The 17,287-nt window shown below is 44.9% G+C and carries 15 protein-coding genes and 1 riboswitch; of the genes, 5 read left to right on the plus strand and 10 right to left on the minus strand.

The features are described from left to right. Window positions 1-138: 138 nt before the first annotated feature. The gene (ribB, locus tag L5M71_RS09100) at window positions 139-792 is read right to left on the minus strand and encodes a 3,4-dihydroxy-2-butanone-4-phosphate synthase (RefSeq protein ID WP_263207029.1); all 654 of its coding nucleotides are present in this window, start codon (window positions 790-792) and stop codon (window positions 139-141) included. A gap of 190 nt (window positions 793-982) precedes the next feature. Next, a riboswitch (FMN riboswitch) is annotated at window positions 983-1,214 on the minus strand. A gap of 180 nt (window positions 1,215-1,394) precedes the next feature. Between ribB and L5M71_RS09105 the strand changes: the two genes are divergently transcribed. Beyond that, window positions 1,395-3,530: a S9 family peptidase gene (locus L5M71_RS09105; RefSeq protein ID WP_263201189.1), complete on the plus strand. Its 2,136-nt coding sequence runs from the start codon at window positions 1,395-1,397 to the stop codon at window positions 3,528-3,530. A gap of 11 nt (window positions 3,531-3,541) precedes the next feature. Then, window positions 3,542-4,000, plus strand: coding sequence for a GIY-YIG nuclease family protein (locus L5M71_RS09110; protein ID WP_263173748.1), 459 nt, complete (start codon window positions 3,542-3,544; stop codon window positions 3,998-4,000). Here the strand turns inward: L5M71_RS09110 and L5M71_RS09115 are convergent. Beyond that, a complete protein-coding gene (locus L5M71_RS09115) occupies window positions 3,997-4,149 on the minus strand; it encodes a hypothetical protein (protein WP_263201187.1) in 153 nt (50 codons plus the stop codon). The two genes, L5M71_RS09110 and L5M71_RS09115, sit on opposite strands and share 4 nt — an antisense overlap. Window positions 4,150-4,416: 267 nt before the next feature. Here L5M71_RS09115 and L5M71_RS09120 point away from each other — a divergent pair, with 267 nt between their 5' ends. Beyond that, entirely contained in the window at window positions 4,417-5,295 is an 879-nt protein-coding gene (locus L5M71_RS09120; protein ID WP_168826941.1) for a hypothetical protein, read from the plus strand. A 358-nt stretch (window positions 5,296-5,653) separates the two neighbouring features. On the opposite strand, the gene L5M71_RS09125 is transcribed toward L5M71_RS09120, so the two are convergent. The 4 genes from L5M71_RS09125 to L5M71_RS09140 all read right to left on the minus strand — a co-directional run bounded on the left by L5M71_RS09125 (window position 5,654) and on the right by L5M71_RS09140 (window position 8,278). Further along, entirely contained in the window at window positions 5,654-5,824 is a 171-nt protein-coding gene (locus L5M71_RS09125; protein WP_263220662.1) for a hypothetical protein, read from the minus strand. Between the two features lie 73 nt (window positions 5,825-5,897). Next, on the minus strand, window positions 5,898-6,590 hold the full coding sequence (locus L5M71_RS09130) for a hypothetical protein (protein WP_263183203.1): 693 nt from the start codon (window positions 6,588-6,590) through the stop codon (window positions 5,898-5,900). A gap of 122 nt (window positions 6,591-6,712) precedes the next feature. Next, the gene (locus L5M71_RS09135; protein ID WP_263201183.1) at window positions 6,713-7,183 is read right to left on the minus strand and encodes a hypothetical protein; all 471 of its coding nucleotides are present in this window, start codon (window positions 7,181-7,183) and stop codon (window positions 6,713-6,715) included. A gap of 309 nt (window positions 7,184-7,492) precedes the next feature. Then, window positions 7,493-8,278 carry a hypothetical protein gene (locus tag L5M71_RS09140; RefSeq protein ID WP_263201265.1) on the minus strand — a complete coding sequence of 262 codons (786 nt, stop codon included), beginning with the start codon at window positions 8,276-8,278 and terminating at the stop codon, window positions 7,493-7,495. A 270-nt stretch (window positions 8,279-8,548) separates the two neighbouring features. On the opposite strand from L5M71_RS09140, the gene L5M71_RS09145 reads away from it, so the two are divergent. Continuing rightward, window positions 8,549-9,316, plus strand: a complete 768-nt coding sequence (locus tag L5M71_RS09145; RefSeq protein WP_263201182.1) for a class I SAM-dependent methyltransferase — start codon at window positions 8,549-8,551, stop codon at window positions 9,314-9,316. A gap of 25 nt (window positions 9,317-9,341) precedes the next feature. On the opposite strand, the gene L5M71_RS09150 is transcribed toward L5M71_RS09145, so the two are convergent. From L5M71_RS09150 to L5M71_RS09160, 3 genes are all read right to left on the minus strand, one after another. Beyond that, the gene (locus L5M71_RS09150) at window positions 9,342-11,378 is read right to left on the minus strand and encodes a M14 family metallopeptidase (protein WP_263207031.1); all 2,037 of its coding nucleotides are present in this window, start codon (window positions 11,376-11,378) and stop codon (window positions 9,342-9,344) included. A gap of 133 nt (window positions 11,379-11,511) precedes the next feature. After that, window positions 11,512-12,648 carry an FUSC family protein gene (locus L5M71_RS09155; RefSeq protein ID WP_131525700.1) on the minus strand — a complete coding sequence of 379 codons (1,137 nt, stop codon included), beginning with the start codon at window positions 12,646-12,648 and terminating at the stop codon, window positions 11,512-11,514. A gap of 507 nt (window positions 12,649-13,155) precedes the next feature. Beyond that, window positions 13,156-14,406, minus strand: a complete 1,251-nt coding sequence (locus L5M71_RS09160) for a dicarboxylate/amino acid:cation symporter (RefSeq protein WP_105250986.1) — start codon at window positions 14,404-14,406, stop codon at window positions 13,156-13,158. 531 nt (window positions 14,407-14,937) lie between these two features. On the opposite strand from L5M71_RS09160, the gene L5M71_RS09165 reads away from it, so the two are divergent. Next, window positions 14,938-15,294 carry a hypothetical protein gene (locus L5M71_RS09165; protein ID WP_263207034.1) on the plus strand — a complete coding sequence of 119 codons (357 nt, stop codon included), beginning with the start codon at window positions 14,938-14,940 and terminating at the stop codon, window positions 15,292-15,294. A gap of 75 nt (window positions 15,295-15,369) precedes the next feature. Here the strand turns inward: L5M71_RS09165 and L5M71_RS09170 are convergent, their stop codons facing one another. Continuing rightward, window positions 15,370-17,109 (minus strand): hypothetical protein, encoded by a 1,740-nt coding sequence (locus L5M71_RS09170; protein ID WP_263207036.1) that lies wholly within the window; start codon window positions 17,107-17,109, stop codon window positions 15,370-15,372. Between the last annotated feature and the right edge of the window lie 178 nt (window positions 17,110-17,287).

A 17,287-nucleotide genomic window follows, 5' to 3' on the forward strand; every position in this document is an offset into this window, starting at 1 on the left:
CCTTTCATCGGTTTTTTAGTGCATTAGGTGGAACGCGATTGTTAACGGTAAATCTACTTAAATAAAAAGGACGTTTGCCGCAGCTAAACGTCCTTCTATTTAAATCAATGCCCTAGATTCAGGCGATTGGCATGTTATCTAGCCGACATTGGCCAGCAATGATTTGCGATAAACGACAATATCTTCAATCGTTAATACGGGTATATTGTGCTGCGCACCGAAGGCAATAATTTCGGGTAAACGCGCCATAGTGCCATCGGTGTTAGTGACTTCACACAATACGCCAGCGGCTTTTAAACCCGCGAGTTGCATTAAATCGATAGTGCCTTCAGTGTGACCACGGCGGGTCAACACCCCACCCTGTTGGGCGCGAAGTGGATACACATGGCCAGGACGAGCGAGATCACTTGGCTTAGCGCCATCGGCAATCGCCGCTTTAATGGTAGTCACGCGGTCAGCGGCGGAAACGCCAGTCGTCACACCGACTTTAGCTTCAATACTCACAGTAAACGCCGTGCCGTATTGGCTCGAGTTGTTTTCCACCATAGGGGGCAACTCGAGGGCTTTGACTTTTGCATCGGGTAAACACAGGCAAACAATACCGCTACATTCACGGATGAGCATGGCCATTTGCGCGTTAGTCAGCGTCTCGGCAGCGAAAATTAAATCGCCTTCGTTTTCTCTATCTTCGTCATCGACAACTAACACACCTTGGCCTTGACGCAGGGCATTAAGACCCGCTTCAACGCGTTCGATAGCAGTACCAAAAGGAGCAAGTAAAGACTGATTCATGGTTAATATCCTTAAATAAACGACATTGGAATATCCAGAATCAGGGCGTGCAGAAATACAACGTAATCAAACCAAAAGGCTCGATTTTGCTGTAGCAATATCACTTCACTTGGGGTGAAGTTATTGCAAAACATGAGGCTAACACTGCAATACATAAGCGCGTTGCACTTAAATACCGCAAGGTGTTGTCTTACATTCTCTTCCATCCGGACTCAGCACTGTCGGCATTGAAGCAAACAGTCCATTACCGTCGGCTCTGGAATAGTCAGTTTTGCACTAGGCAAAATCTAAGGCACCAGATCTGCTGACCCCGAAAGTGATTTCGGGCGCTCGCGGGCTTTGGGTGTCGCTCAGCAAAATAATCACTTAGTCGTTACCCATTTACCGCCGGTGGGGAGTTTCACCCCGCCCTGAGAATTTGCTTTTGAGCCATTTGCGCTCAAAAACGCGGTTATGTTGCTCTTATTTACCGCGAATGGCAACTTCTCGCGTTCAATGTTTGCGCTAGTGCACACCTGACCACTATCATACTGAACACATAAGCTAATTGACTTGCCGTCGCATTCTTCGACGGTCGTTATGGACGTCACAAGGACGTATAAATGCGCTCTCTGCTACTCACTTTAGGTATTGTTATGTTGTTATCCGCTTGTTCGACCTCCAAAGGGCAAGTACCCGCCCCGGTTGCTGAAAAAATTCCCCATGTGATGACTTTACATGGCGTAACACGTACCGATGATTACTATTGGCTGCGTGATGATGAGCGCAATGATCCTAAAGTGTTAGCCTATCTCAACGCTGAGAATCGCTATACCGCGGCTTATTTCAAACCATTAAAGCCGTTGCAAGATGGTCTTTATAAAGAGTTAACAGAGCGTTTAGTCGCCGATGAGTCGAGCGTGCCGTACCAATGGCATCAGAACAGCTACTATCACAGATACCAAGAGGGCAGCGAATATCCGCTGATCAGCCGTAAGGGCGCCGATGGTGTTGAGCAAGTGATGCTCGACGTTAACGAGCGAGCTAAGGGCCATGAGTTTTATGGTTTAGGCGGCGCCAGTGTCAGCCCAGATGAAACCATGTTGGCCTTTGGCGAAGACGTCCTCAGCCGCCGTGTATATCACATCTATTTTAAAGACTTGGCTTCGGGCGACATGATCACCGACGTGCTTGAAAATACCGAAGGTCGCGTAGTGTGGGCGAACGACAACAAGCATGTGTTCTATATCGCCAAAGATCTAAAAACCTTGCTGGGCTATCAAGTGTATCGCCACGAGCTGGGCACTAAGCAATCGAGCGATGTCTTAGTGTATGAAGAACAAGACGATTCATTTTATATCTCACTCGGCAAAACCTTAGATGAGTCGCAAATTGTGTTGTTCCAAGAAAGCACCACGACCAGCGAAGTGTCGGTGCTCGATGCCAAAGATCCTCTGGGTTTATTCAAGCCAGTATTAGCGCGGGAAGAAGGCCACGAATACAGTGTGTCTAAGCTGGGTGATACTTATTACATTCTCACCAACTGGCAGGCGACTAACTTCCGTTTGATGAAAGTCGCCATTAAAGATGCAGCGGACAAATCTAAGTGGCAAGAAGTGGTTGCGCATAATCCCAATGCCCGTATCGAAGACGAGTTGGTGCTCAAGGATTATCTGATTATTCAGACCCGTGAAAATGGCCTAACGCGGATTAAAGTGATGCCGCTCAATGGTCAAAAGCCCTTCGAGTTGAGCTTTGATGAGCCTGCTTATGTGATGGGTTTAGAGATTAATTCCCAGCAAGACAGCAATAAGTTACGCATTTTCTACTCCAGCCTAACGACGCCAGAAGCCGTATACGAATATTCGCTGGTGAATCCCGATAGACGTGATTTATTAAAACAAGATCAAGTCTTAGGCGGCTTCGATGCCAGCCAGTATCGTGCCGAACGGATATTTGTGACGGCCCGCGATGGTGCGAAAGTGCCCGTCTCTTTGGTGTATCGCAAAGATAAATTCAAGAAAGATGGCACTAACCCTCTGTATCAATACGGTTATGGATCTTACGGTTACACAGTAGAACCCGATTTTTCTTCATCCGTTATCAGTCTGCTTGACCGCGGTTTTGTGTATGCCATCGCCCATGTGCGCGGCTCAGAAATGCTAGGTCGCCCTTGGTATGACAATGGTAAGTTGTTGAATAAGCAGAATACCTTCAATGATTTTATTGACGTAACAACGGCATTAACGGCGCAAGGTTATGGCGACAAAAACAAGGTTGTTGCCTCTGGCGGCAGCGCGGGTGGTTTGCTAATGGGCGCGATTGCTAACCAAGCGCCGGACAAGTATTTCGCCCTTGCAGCCCATGTACCTTTTGTTGATGTGGTGACGACTATGCTGGACGAGTCGATTCCGTTGACGACCAATGAGTACGACGAGTGGGGCAATCCGAACGAGAAAACCTATTTCGATTACATGCTGAGTTACTCGCCCTACGACAATGTCACTGAGCAAGAATACCCACACATGTTAGTGACGACAGGTTTGCATGATTCCCAAGTGCAGTATTTTGAACCCGCCAAGTGGGTCGCTAAACTGCGCGATGTACAGAATAAGTGGTACAAGATGGATGATAAGGTGTTGTTATTCAATGTGGATATGGAAGCTGGCCACGGCGGTAAGAGTGGTCGTTATCGCCAGTACCAAGACACTGCCCAAGAATATGCCTTCTTCTTGAGTCTATTAGGTATGGCGAAGTAGGTCATTCGCAAGTGACTGGATCAGCCGTCAACCTAGGCAATACTGACAGAGGCGCTTTACAGCAACATGAGTCACTGGTGGCAGACACACTTGTCCCAGTGACTAGCGCTGTCGCAACCAAAAATGTTGTTACAGAAGCTTCGCTGAATCCCGTACCATTAAATCCTGCACCACCGAAGCCTACACCCATAAAATCAGCACCCCTCTGGTATTTGTATCTAGTTCGCTGCGCCAACGGGCATTTATACACAGGCGTCACCACAGATGTCACACGACGCTTTAGCGAGCATCAATCGGGTGGTATCAAATCCGCTAAGTATTTGCGCGGTAAAGGTCCGTTAACGCTGATGTATCAAGAGCAGGTTGGCAGTCACGGCGATGCACTGCGCCGTGAAATAGCAGTTAAAAAGTTAAGCCGTAGTCAAAAGTTGGTGTTGATTGAGTCAGGGCGTGGATTACTAGAGCGTTAACACTGCATCATACTTGTTCTGTGACGAGGAATGAGATTAAGCACTGTCATTCCAGTGACTCGCCGTAAATATGTCCCTATAGGCTCGACGACGGCATCCATGCCGTCAACGGTCACTTCCATGTCAGTGCTTAATCTGGCTAACTGCATAGTATCCTGTTACCTAGAGCATTCTCTTAAGCCTAATGTCAGACAGAACTATCTATCTTAGTTGGCATGATCCTATTGCAATATATGATAGGTTTGTAACTCGCACATGGGATATTCTGTCTGATAGATTGTTGTGTAAGGAAAGTGATAGAAATCTGATTAATTTATTTTGATACAAATAGTTAACGATGCACGCTTTCTCTGCTCTAATGAGGTAAGCGAGCATGCACACTATTCAAAGGTTATCTTAATGGAGGTCTTTTTTATATGCATGGCGTTTGCAAATTATGTAATCAAGAAGCGAAGCTTGAGTTGAGTCATTTTATTCCAAAATTTATAGGAAAGTGGCTTAAGAAGACTTCAATTACGGGTTATTTAAGAGATGGAAATCAAGTAAGTAAACGACAGCAAGATATAGCCAAAGAATATTGGTTATGTGGAGCTTGCGAAGATTTATTTTCAACATGGGAAAGAACTTTTTCGGTTAAAATATTCCACCCTTATATGAAAAACTCGAGTTTAGTAGCAGTGTATGGAAATTGGTTGTCAAAATTTGCAGCCTCTTTGTCTTGGCGAACACTTACTTATGTTCGCAGCAAAAATAGCCATGAAACTAAACCGCAAGAATACCTAGAAATGTTGGCAAAAGCTGAAGAGGGGTTAGCCAACTTCTTACTTGGTAAATCTTCAAACTTATACGAATTTGAGCAACACATATTTCCTCTTGATGTTATTGAGTCAACAAATTTCGATAATCTTCCAACAAACATCAATCGGTATTTCCTTCGTGCTATTGCCATGGATATTGTGGGTAACTCACAAGGCACGTACATTTATACGAAGTTACCTTCGTTTATTGTTATAGGTGTAATTAAGTCAAAGCAATCGAAACAAATGCGATCTAGCCGTGTGGCTATTAGCGGTGGAACAATATCCCCAAGACAGTACGTCTTTCCTGACGGTTTTGATGGTTATATCAGGGATGCTGCAAATAAAATATCTGAACTATACGAGCAAATCCCAGAAGAACAGCTTGCAAAGATTGAAAATTATGTGATTGATAATGTGGATAAAGTGGTAGGTTCAAAACTGTTTGAAGCTATTGTCCATGATTATGAGAGGTTTGGTCGAAAGTCATTAAGATAATAAAGCATTTAAGAGTGATTCCTAAAGCTTGGTATTTTTAGTTCAAGGTTGGGGGCTAGTGGCAATGTTGCTCATACTTGAATGCAACATTATATGTGAAGTTTATCAAGGCATTCATTGTTCAATTTGGCCACAGGTATACTCAAAGGTTAATGAGATTAAGCACTGTCATGGAAGTAACCGTTGGCGGCATAGCCGCTCTTTCGTATCCATGTGATCGCGGCATTTGCACTTCCGTATGCAGCAGATGCCACGGTCGAGCCTATAGTGACACTTCTTGTTAAACGAAAGGGCGGCGAGTCACTGGAATGGCAGTGCTTAATAGCTTAACGATTAACTTTCATAATAAATCAAATAGTTAAGCTTTAGTCGTCACCAAAGACTGGTCTGCATTGGGGTTAGAGAAGTAGAAATTGAGAGTTAAAAAAATGCCACTGGCCGGTTTATTGCCGGATTTATTATTGGGGTGAGTCGATTTTTTCTTCTGCTGAGCGATAAGTTTGTCTGCTATTGGTATTCTGAACTCCATTCAACAGCTTAAGAATGCCACTTACACAGATCTTTTCACGCTCTCGAACTACATGTCCGGTCTTTTTCTATGCTTAATTTACAATCCCTGGTAGGGCTTCTCTTAAAAGTTCCAACTCCTTTTTGTTTGCTTTAATCCAAAGTTTTTTCAAGTTTGGTATCGAAGCCAAGATTTCTACTGTCTCTTTAGTCTTGATTACATTTGTTTCAACAAGATATAACGCAAAAATATTTTTATTTCCACGCAACTCATCAATACTGGACAGCTGTGGGTTTCCACTGAGGTCTAAAATTTTTACGCTGTCAAGCGTTGAAATGATAGAACCAAAATCTAACTTTTGACATTTATTTAAAGATAAGTAGCTTAAATTCTGGGTGTTTCCGGTAATTTCAGAGAGTTTGCTTGCATGGGACACACTTAATGATTCAACTGAGTCTGAGCATAAATTAATTGACTCTAATGAACGAACAATGGAGCAGTTTAATGAAATTGCGACATCAACTTTTAGATTAATAACTTTGGAGTTGAATATATTTACATGCTTAATCCCGTCAACCAATTCAGATGATTCATTTTGCTCAACATAACCTTTCCGAATGAATGCCATTATGGCTTTCCAATCATCTCGCTGCCACTCAGTGTTATATACATAATCCAATATTGGTAATATAGAATCGAAGGTAGGTAATGAATTTTCCCACCTCTGCCATTCTGAAACATTTTCTGGTGCTAACTTTATATATTTCTTAAAAGATGAAATGTCCATATTATCACTTAATTAAAATTGGGTTGTCGAATTCAGAACGTTGATCTCTTCCGGTATATTTTTTGCATTTCTTTTGATAAACGGCTCTAAATTCTGATGATTTATTCTGTCACGCTATCCCTTTACTCACTCTCATTTGAGCTGACTAAAGCTTTAAAGCGAAGGTCACTCTTGCTCAGAGGGGTAAGTGCCTCGGCTTTGGTGAGATATTGCATAGTGATGTGGATAGCGTCTTGATGGTGACTAAATTCCCTAAAAAGACGCTTTGCAATCAGCAGATTTAATTGATGTGCGGCTAATGAGGCATGCTCATGATTTATCTGCAAAATAACCTCTCCTAGGGAGATAGGGGGAATTTCTCCCAAGGTTATAAGAAAGGCTTTTGCGACAGTTCTGGCGTGTGAGAAATAGTCTGAGTGCGCATCTAAGGCGTAAATATGCTTGAAAATGTGTTTGGCTAGGGCTTTATTGCCGTTGCGATAAAAAGATTCGCCATCAAAACAAATATCCCCTAGTCCTTCCATTATCTGCCTAGGGTTATCCGATAGGGAAAGCGATTCAATTTCTTTTTGGTATTCCGAAAACTGATCCATATTCTCGACCTTACTGGCAATACAGTGTGACTTTTCGACTATTGAAGTGGGAAGGCTGACAATCTTAGCAAATCCACAAGGTTAAAGCGTAACGGTCTGAATAAAATCAACGTCATTTCTGCAAACTCAAGCTTAATTTCGGTATAAAAAAATGCCACTACAAGGGGTTAGTGGCATAAATGCATAAGTCGGGCATAAGCTTAAAAGGGTGGGTAGAAGACTGACATCTTGGCTGGGAACCGTTGCAACATCAGCCTCTACGCCGGGAAGTGGGTAAAACCTTTGGGAGTAGAGTGGTAAAACGGCGCGTTATTGCATGCTCACTGGGCCGTCGATTTTGTTAAATTTCACATCGCCAGAACCTGCCGCAAGAATCGTTAATCCCTTAGTGTTAAAGACATTAATGTTGCCTGAGCCATCTGTGATGGTTACAGCACTTTGCACATTGGCGACCTCTATGTTGCCCGAGCCGTCATCAATTGCGATATTGCCGCGAATATCGGTCAGCTTGATGGCACCAGCGCCATCTTCAATGGTTAGGCTGCCGTTGATTTGGCTGATTTCAATATCACCTGAGCCATCCTCTATGTTGATATTGTTACCACCGTTGATAGTGAGTTCACCCGAACCGTCTTTGATGTTCATGTCTGACGTCATCTTGCTGATCAAAATAGCCCCTGAGCTGTCATCAATATCCAGTGTAAAGTTCGCAGGGACTTGCAGTTTTAGGTCTATATAGGGCGAGTTATTATTAGAATCTGCTTGCTCAAAGTTGGCCTTGAGCTTGGCCTTATTGGCTTTTTTCTCAAGGGTGAGAATGACTTTGCTGTCATCGTTGCCGTCCTTATTGCTATAGATGTCGGCGACGAGTTTAATTTGGCTGAGGCCTTCGACACCGATAATTTCCAAACTGCCTGCGCCAGTTTCTGCAATCAGGCCTTGTAAGTCTTGGCTATCGAGTGTGAGTTCGCGTTGCTGGTGGTCTAAGTCTGGCATGCCTGCTGCGTTCACATTAAGAATGCAGCCAGTGAGCGATACCCCAGCAGTAAAAAACACTATAAAAGCGAGGGTGAATATAAATGGGCGTAGTGACATGTTAGCTTCCTTGTTTATCTGGCACTCGATTTTTTGGGTGAGTGCTGAGTCGTCTTGCGATGTGTAAGACATTGCACAGCCCATGCCAATTTTAAGTTTCATTTATAATCAATTGGTTAAGCTGAAAAGTGTCCGAGACTCACTGTGCGGACATGTCCGCTACATGGGTGATTTACTCATAGATTAGTGAAATTGCTCATTTATTAAGTTAGTTTAAGCTCCGTAAGTCACGCGGAATCAAAAATACAAAAAACATAAGAAGGGATGCAGATGGATTATTTAACGACGAACAAGACGGCTTGGGATGCGCGCACTCGGGTACATTTAACTTCTGATTTTTATGATGTGGCGGGTTTTCTTAATGGTAAGACTTCGCTGCGGGAAATTGAGCTAGGTGAACTCGAGGTTGCAGGTAAAAGTTTGCTGCATCTGCAATGTCATTTCGGCTTAGACACCTTGTCGTGGGCGCGAATGGGAGCCAGAGTCACAGGCGTCGATTTGTCAGCGGTGGCGATTGTTGAAGCGCAAAAGCTGGCAGAACGGACACAGTTGTCCGCCGAGTTTATCTGTAGCGATGTTTACAGTGTGGCGAGCAAGGTTGAGCCTCACGATATTGTGTTTACGTCCTATGGTGCCATTGTTTGGTTGCCGGATTTAACTCTGTGGGCGCAGACGGTGGTTGCCTGTTTAACACCCGGCGGACAGTTTTACATGGCCGAGTTCCATCCTGCGCAGCAGTTGTTCGATGGTTATAGCTATTTTAATCGGGGTGAGCCAGACATAGAGCAGGAAGGCACATATACCGAAAATACCGGTGATGATCAGCAAACCTTAATGTGCTGGTCGCACAGTTTATCTGAAGTGATCAATGCGTTATTACAGGCGGGCTTAGTGTTGGAGTTTTTCCACGAGTTTGATTTCAGCCCCTATAACTGCTTTGAAGGGCTCGAAGCGCAAGCCGATGGTCGTTATGTGTTAACACACCAAGGGCAGAAGGTGCCCTTGGTGTATAGCATCAGTGCGCGTAAGCCTGCGTAATCACAACCTTTTGTAATCGCGATGATCAACGACTACGGTAAACCGGATACTTAAGGTATTGGTTATCGTAGTAAGGGCTACGTTCATAGAACCAGAGTAGGCGTGCCTCAGGATCGGCGGCAAACTCTGCATTGGTCAGTGCTTTGTCGAACTCAGCTTGTAGCTTAGGATCATCTTTTAGCATCTTGGCCGCCAGTGGCTCTACCGCATAATCTTCAATGTATTCAGTGCGAGTGAAGATAGGATTGAAGAAACCCCATTGCAGTAAAGAATCTGGTGATTGCGGCTCAAGCAGTAAAATCGCCAGATCGCCTAGCGGTTGATCTGTACTGATTTTAATGGTGCCAGCGGGCAGAGTAGTGCTGACTTTGGTTAACTCTGACTCGGCTTTGACCGTTTGGCGGCCCTCAAAATCCTTAGTGTTAAACACGGGATTGCTGAGAGTATATTGCTGCAATTTCAACTCGGTTGGCTTTTTGAGCGTGGTCATGCGAATGCCATGCACGTTAAGACGATCAATCACTTGAGTCCATTGAGCGGGAATATAGTAAGCACTCGGACGAGTGACCCTAATGTCGGGCACTGTTTCAGCCATCACAGGCAAGTTAGGGTAAAGTTTTGGTTCACCTGTCCAGCGCACAACTTCAGCGCCACTGATGGGGCTCTTTTCAAGTTGATAATCAATGCCTTTAAAATCCCAGCCTTTTTCTAATGGCGCTAATTTCCAAGTAAGGGTGATTAGCGGTGAGGCACGGTATTTATCTTCTTGAATCGCACTCTTAAGTTTTGTCGCCTGTTCACCCACGGTTTTGAGGGTTTGCGCTAACATCACATAAGTGCCGAGCACCCTTTGCTTAAAGGGCTTTAGGCTGTGGTTTTCAACCAGAATGGTGGGCAAATGGCGAGCATCGCCATAACCGTTAGAGAAGCGCGGGCTCGGATTCCACAGCGACATGCCTTTGTTAATATCGGCGTTATCCACGGCAAAAATCAGTGCGCCGGGAATATGGCCTTGTTCCGTTAATGCGGCTTCAACCGCAGGTCTGTAGCTGTTTTCGAGCCAGCGGTAGCTCGCAGGGCTTAAGCCTTGGGCAAGGTTATAACCAAAGGTAACATCGTATTGATAGTCGATGCCGTCGGTAACATGGACGTCGATATACAGATCCGGTTGCCACACGTTAATGGCGCGCAGCATGTGCTGCATTTCTAAGCTGTCGGCCTTAGCATAATCGCGGTTAAGGTTGAGATTATTAGCCGTAGTGCGCCAGCCCATATTCACAGGGCCACGTTGATTTACACGATTAAATTCGCCGCTGCGCTCATGGGCATCAACACTAAAAATAGGCACAAACAAGAGGTTGGCTTTATCGAGCAGGGCACTTTTATCGCCTTGGATAATGTCACGTAGCAGCATCATGCCGGCATCCTTACCGTCGATTTCTCCCGCATGAATTCCCGCCTGCACTAGCACTGTCGGCTTAGTGTTTTGTTTGAGGCGTGCCGATTCATTAATGCCTTCACTGCTGGCGATATACATCCAAATATCGCGCCCTTGTGGGCTCTTACCTAAGCTAACCTTTTGTAATTTATCTGTCTCGCCCGCGAGTTTGTCAAGCCAAGCGATAGTGGCATCGTAGCTTGGACTTTCAATACCGCCACTTTGCTCAAAGGGAGTCGCCCACGCGCTATCAACACTTAACATGAGCGATTCGCTGGCGCCATGCCAAGTGATGCTGGGCGGTAAAATCGCATCGTTGACAAAGGTGTTGGCTCGTTCAGGAATGGGCGCTGGTTGTGCTTCTGGCGCTGCAACTGTGATATCGGCCAGTACATTAGTCGCAGTTTCAGTCGCTTGGCTATTCGCTGCTGGACTTGCATCCTGTGACGTTGTGATTACTGGGGAGCCAACTGCCAATGTTTCGGTGGTAGAGGCTTGCGCCATAGTGGCTGCCGGAGTTGTTTGGGTTGTGGTTTTCGCATCATTGGCAAAAGCATTCCCAGGGTACAGATTGCCCGTAGAGAGACAGGCAATGGCGATAACGGAGAAAGAAAACAAGCGCATGAAAAGAGTCCATCTATCGAATTTTTATTAGGACGGTATCTTTTCATTAAACGCCCCGTTAACGCAAGGGCGGCTAAGGGTTATCCGGTATTTCTGACATGGATTTAAGCACTAAGCGGAATGGTAAAATCGACTAAGCCGTTTTGTTGGGCGTTATCTGAGAAGCTGGCCGCTTGTTATAGGCAATGTCGATAATGGCAATGTCTTTATAAAGTGCTTCGACGGCAATCGCGAGCTGATAAATCAGCCAGCTATAACCTGTGAGCGCAAATCCCTGCGGCACTTGGTCGTTTACGGCTGTCACTGGGTCTGCGGTCGATGCTTGAGTGGCTGCGACTAGGGCAAGCTGGAGTCTGTGTTGCAATTCTTGATCTAAGCATTCTGGCAGTGTCGGCAATTGTTGAGCTTTACCCGCTACAAATTCTGCAAGTTGTTGCAAATAGAAGGCAAGCTCAGAGGCAACCGCATTAATCTGCAGATAGGCGTCTTTGTCTTCTTCCTGCCAGCGGGTTAAGGGTAAGAGTTCGAGTAAGGTGATTAAGCGCACTTGTTTATTGGCTAACTGCGACAGTAGCACTTTGTGTTTTTTGAGGGTTTGACTTTCCCATTCCAAGGAGAAAAACAGTTTCTTTTGAGTGAGTACGGCTTTCATCGCAGCCTCCAGTCTAGCGCGAAAATCGAGCTCATGATTGGCGGGCGCCTTAAGATGCTCGGCTAAGACTTCGGCCATATTGTCGATGGCATGGGTGAGTTGGGAGCGCCAATCTTGTTTAGCTTTAATCGGAAAAATGAACAGTGAGACCAAAATAGCAATCACGCAGCCGGAGAGGATGTTGGCCGTGCGCCATAGTGCCTCAGAGGTGTCATGGTTGGCGTCGCCGACCACGATTATGATGGTAAATCCAGCCACTAAATAGGCATAGCTGTAACGTCCGGCCGAGATAAAACAAATCAAGCTAACGGCTAAGATCAGCAGGCTCATGATTAGCCAATAACTGTCCACTGTGGCAACTAACATCACCCCATAAGCTGAGCCTAAACAAGTGCCTATCGCCCTTTGTAGCGACTTTTCAATCGCGCCGCCTACCTGAGGTAAGCTCATCATAATGATCACTATCGTGACCATGCTCCAAATAAAATGCGGTGGCGCCCAAATGGCATTAATAGTGACAGCAACGAGTAAGGCTAGCCCGAGCTTTAGGGCGTGAATTGAGCGGAAATGGCGATAGATAAAGTCGGCAAAGGGTGTGGCTGGGGCAAATACAGACATAGGGCAAAATTCCTTTGAGCTAATTTAGCGATGTTAATCTGGTGGCAGTATCGCAGAAAAACCGTGTCACTTGCGGCCATAGCGCCATAAAGAAATGTAAATTGCGAAATCTAGCAAATTGAGCTTAGTGGATGGCGCGGGAGAGATCACATTAACACTCAGATTAAATAACCTGAGCTCGGGATAAGCAGAGCCGCTGAATAGGCATCTTTTCGGGCCTCTCTGCGTTGCTCTGTCTAACCATAGCTCGCTATGGCGTACGACAGAGCGCCTTGATATGCGCAAAAATCTGCGCATTCAGTCAGGAAATAGATTTTTCGCTTTAAACGAATAATTTTATACCATTGATTTTATTTGTTAAATTTAGATTTTTCGACACTCGTTATCCCGAGTTCAGGTTAAATAGGCTTAACTGATGCGTGTAGAGGCAGGCCATTATACCGTGCTGCAGATAAAAAAGGCTTGAATAAGCGTTGCCTATTCAAGCCTATATTCAAAGTGTTTGAGTTAGCTTAAGCTGCGCTCACTATCCGCTTTAACGTCAACTTCTGTGTATTTATCCATGATCAAGGCACAAGCAGCATCGCCAGTGATATTGAGTGCGGTACGGATCATGTCAAAAACCCTGTCTAACGCAAACAGCAAAGGTAAACCATCGATAGGAATTCCTGCAGCTAACAGCACTGCCACTACTAAGAAGGATGGGCCCGGCACACCTGCTTGACCAATTGCGCCTAAGGTTGAGGTGAAAATGATGGCCGCATAGGCTGTCATCGACAGATCAACGTTATACATTTGGGCGAAGAACATGGCCACTAAACCATAATAAATCGCGTTGCCGCTCATATTAATGGTGGCGCCTAACGGCAGTACAAAAGCCGTGGTTGCCTTAGAGACTTTAAGATCTTCCTCGCAGGTTTCCATATTCACTGGCAGAGTCGCCATTGAAGAGGCGGTCGATAAGGCCATCACCTGCGGCTTCTTCATTGCCGAAATAAATTGGCGCGCAGACACTCTTGAGAAGAGTTGTACCACTAATGGGAAGAAGATAAAGCCGTAGATCAGAATCGCGGCAACAAACACGGCGAATAACTTAAACACGACTTCTAGTGCATCAAAACCGAAGGTGCCGACAGAATCGGCCATCAAACCAAATACACCGATAGGGGCAATGATCATCACGCAGTTGATCATCCACACAAAGGCATCGACGACTGTGTTAAGTGCGGCCAAAATAGGTTTAGCGCCATCGCCTTTAACTTTAGTCAGTGCGATGCCGAAGAAGATACTAAAGACTAAGATTTGTAATATGTTACCGCCGTTCAGCGACTCGAACACATTGGTTGGGATCATGCCGATAAAGGTATCCATTACCCCGGGTAATGCGCCATGTTCCTTGGTTACTTCCATCAAGTCTGTGCTGCTGTGGGCGGTAAAATCAACGCCTGCACCCGGTTGGAACAGATTACCCATCAAGAGTGCAAGCACAACGGCAAAGCCCGACGTGACAATAAAAAAGCCGAAAGTGCCAATGCCAATCTTACCCGCCGATGGGCTGTCACCTAAGCTCGCCGCGCCGCTGATGATAGAAACCAATACCAGTGGTATCACTAGCATTTTGATTAAATGGATGAAAATGGTTCCGAGTGGTGCAAACACACTTGCACTCTCGCCCATGATAAAACCCACCAGTGCGCCGATAATCATGGCAATAACCACTTGCACACCAATGTTACCTAATAAACTCTTGCTCTTCATTCTTGCGAAACTCCCCAGTTGCCGCAGCATTTTGTGTCATGCACAGACGATTTGAACCTAGACGACTCAAGGCTTAGTGATTAAGGCTTAATCTAGGCTAAAGGTTCACTCTATGTTAAAGGCAAATGCCCGACATTTTTGACCGAGTAAAGTACCACAATTGCATAGCAGGGGATTGTGAAACATCACTAACCTTGGTTTCAAAATAACCAAAGTCTAAATCACGTTAACGTTAAATGAGAAATGCTTAAATTTATGCACCTAAAAATGAATAAAGCTTATTTAATTATGGGATTTTAACTGCCGGATTGATGAATTGTGATTTTGCGTTGGGTTGCAGAGTTGCGGATATAACGACTGTTGAAAGTATCAATTTTAACCTTTGCGTAGTTTTTTCTGTGGCATACAACCCGTTTTTTCCATTATTTATGGATGAAATGACTGGAAGGATCGGATTAACTCAAAGCCATAGACTTATGTTTTTTAAGCAAGTTAACATGTCACTCTGACGTTAATATGAAGGAGACATTGGTGGATATAGGATCATTCCTTGGCGAATCAGAGCCGTTAAAAAACTGGATTAATAAGTGTATTACTCAGCGAGGCTTACAATATTGGCTTGTTTATCAAGATACTGCGGGAAATGAAGTTCTCCAACTGACCACGCAGCTACTGCCAATTGTCGATGATATGAGGGGTTGGTCAAATGAAGAAATCGATGAGTTTGAAGATAGTCTGATAAACAATGGTTATTGCTATCTGCTCAATATGGATCAAATCGAGGATGTGATCGATAACCTCAAGCAGCAAAAAGCCCAGCCAAGTGAACAGGAACTACTTGAAGCTATTATCTTTTACTATGAGCGAGATGCGTTTATCTGTCTGTAATCGGCTCTTTTTACCTATGGCTAAGCTGAGTTGAGATAAGCGCCCCTGAGGTATCACTTCAGGGGCGTTAGCTGATTAAGGTTGGGTTGCTAGGGATTTAAAATGGTTGTATAGCGTGTTGCTGAAGCTGCTGTCGTAGGTAAATCGATAAAATTGTTTATTTACTGATGTATCAAAAGCCTTGTTTAGCTCAACTTCGGTCAGCAAGTAAGGGCTGACTAGGTAGTAGTGTGCTCTAACCATTTCGCGCTCAATAGGGTCTTCAACTATTTGAGTTATGGTTAACAGCTGCTCATTACTTGGACTGGTACTAATGCCCCATTCATATTGCGCTTCGGGTTGGCCGAAACTGTCGAGAAGAGTGAACTTATTGGGTGTATCTTGAATATACCCGTCAGGGTAAGCGTACGACCAGAAGAGTTGCACTAGCAGCTTAGAGTACATCTGACTTGCTGTTGCAACATCAGTTTCATGTTTGATGGGGGCTTCATTGCGGCATAACACGTCGTCTGTTTGCTTAATATCCATGCGATATATTTGCGAAGGCCAACTGAGTGATCCCAGCTTAAGATCTGAAGGGAGATTTGCCAGCAAATCCTGCCAGTCAGTGGCCGTGTTCTGATACTTGTGGAAATTCATTTCGACAGGGACTTCAGTCCCAGCGTAGACGGTTTTTAAAAGGTTGCCCTCAATGATCGGCTCTTTACTGGCATAACCTTGATCGTTACGTGTGGAATTAATCCATTTTTGCATCGGCTCATTCCAACATTCGGTTTCAGTATCCTCTTGAGATGTTTTTTCGATGAGCATAGCGACTTTACCTGAGATTACGCCAGTAAGGCTTTGCTTATCAACACCATAATCCAAGGTGATAAAATGACTGTTGCGTACGGTTTGTATACTGAGTACGTGTAATTCGCCTGCTTGATTGTGCATACTGCTATACACATTATCCCAGTCAACACTGTTCATGGCTTTGTCATCAACCGGCGCTTCCATATAACCGAAGGACACTAAGGTGCTTTCCACCTTATTAGTGACGGCAACAGGATTGGTTTGCAGATAAGCATCAGTGCCAAATCCATACCCTAGGATTAAATTCTCGAAGGCTTCAAATGCGGCGATTAACACTTCGATGGCTGCCAAAATTTCCACTGTGCGCTCATTGGTGAGATTTAGCAGATAATCGTGTAACAGCAGCGTGTCGATAAATGTCGGTTGCAGGGTGATTTCGGGCGAAAGACTAAATAAATCGGCTTCAACTTGTTTAAATCCACTGGCGTATAAGGTTTTTAGTTTTGCTCGGAACTCAATCACTTGCTGTGGCGTTAAGTCGGCCTCAATCATCTTGCGATAGCGTGAAAATTCAATATTAGTCAGCGCATTGATATGACCGGCATGATCGGGCAGGGCAACGATATTCATGCCGCCAGTGGTGGCGTTGGTGTTAGCTGCGGCGGAGCTCATCGCCAATGCTGAGCGTGCAGATGACGCCGCGTTATCAATCCAATTGGCCAACAGGTAATAGTTAGGTTTTTCGGTCTCGCTTTTCCAATCTATTTGATATTTACCATCGGTATCCGTCGTTGTGCTAGGTTCGCCCTCAGAGCAGCTTAAATCCTGGTTAAGATCGACGCACACGTTGGCCCCCGCGATAGCGCCGATATAAGTGACCTGACCTGTGACTTTATGTGCGTATTCTGTGGGTGGCGTCGGCTCTGGGATCGGTGTTGTATCATCTTTATCGTCCGAGCCAGAACATGCCGTCAGCAAACTGGTGGCGATAAGCAAAGAGAGCAGTTTAGGTTTAAACATCTTGTATCCTTACGTGAATATACTCGGCAACTTCCATCGCCATTATTTAAGCTGTGTCTATTTTATTTTAATATGAATCAATATCTTGGAGCGTTTTTCTATTGTTCAAATCTGATTAGCTTTACATTGGGTACGATGACGGGGTAGGCAATAGCGGATAGTAATTGAGAACGCTTTT

The organism is Shewanella sp. SW1, assembly GCF_025653545.1.
GTDB classification, from domain to species: domain Bacteria; phylum Pseudomonadota; class Gammaproteobacteria; order Enterobacterales; family Shewanellaceae; genus Shewanella; species Shewanella oncorhynchi.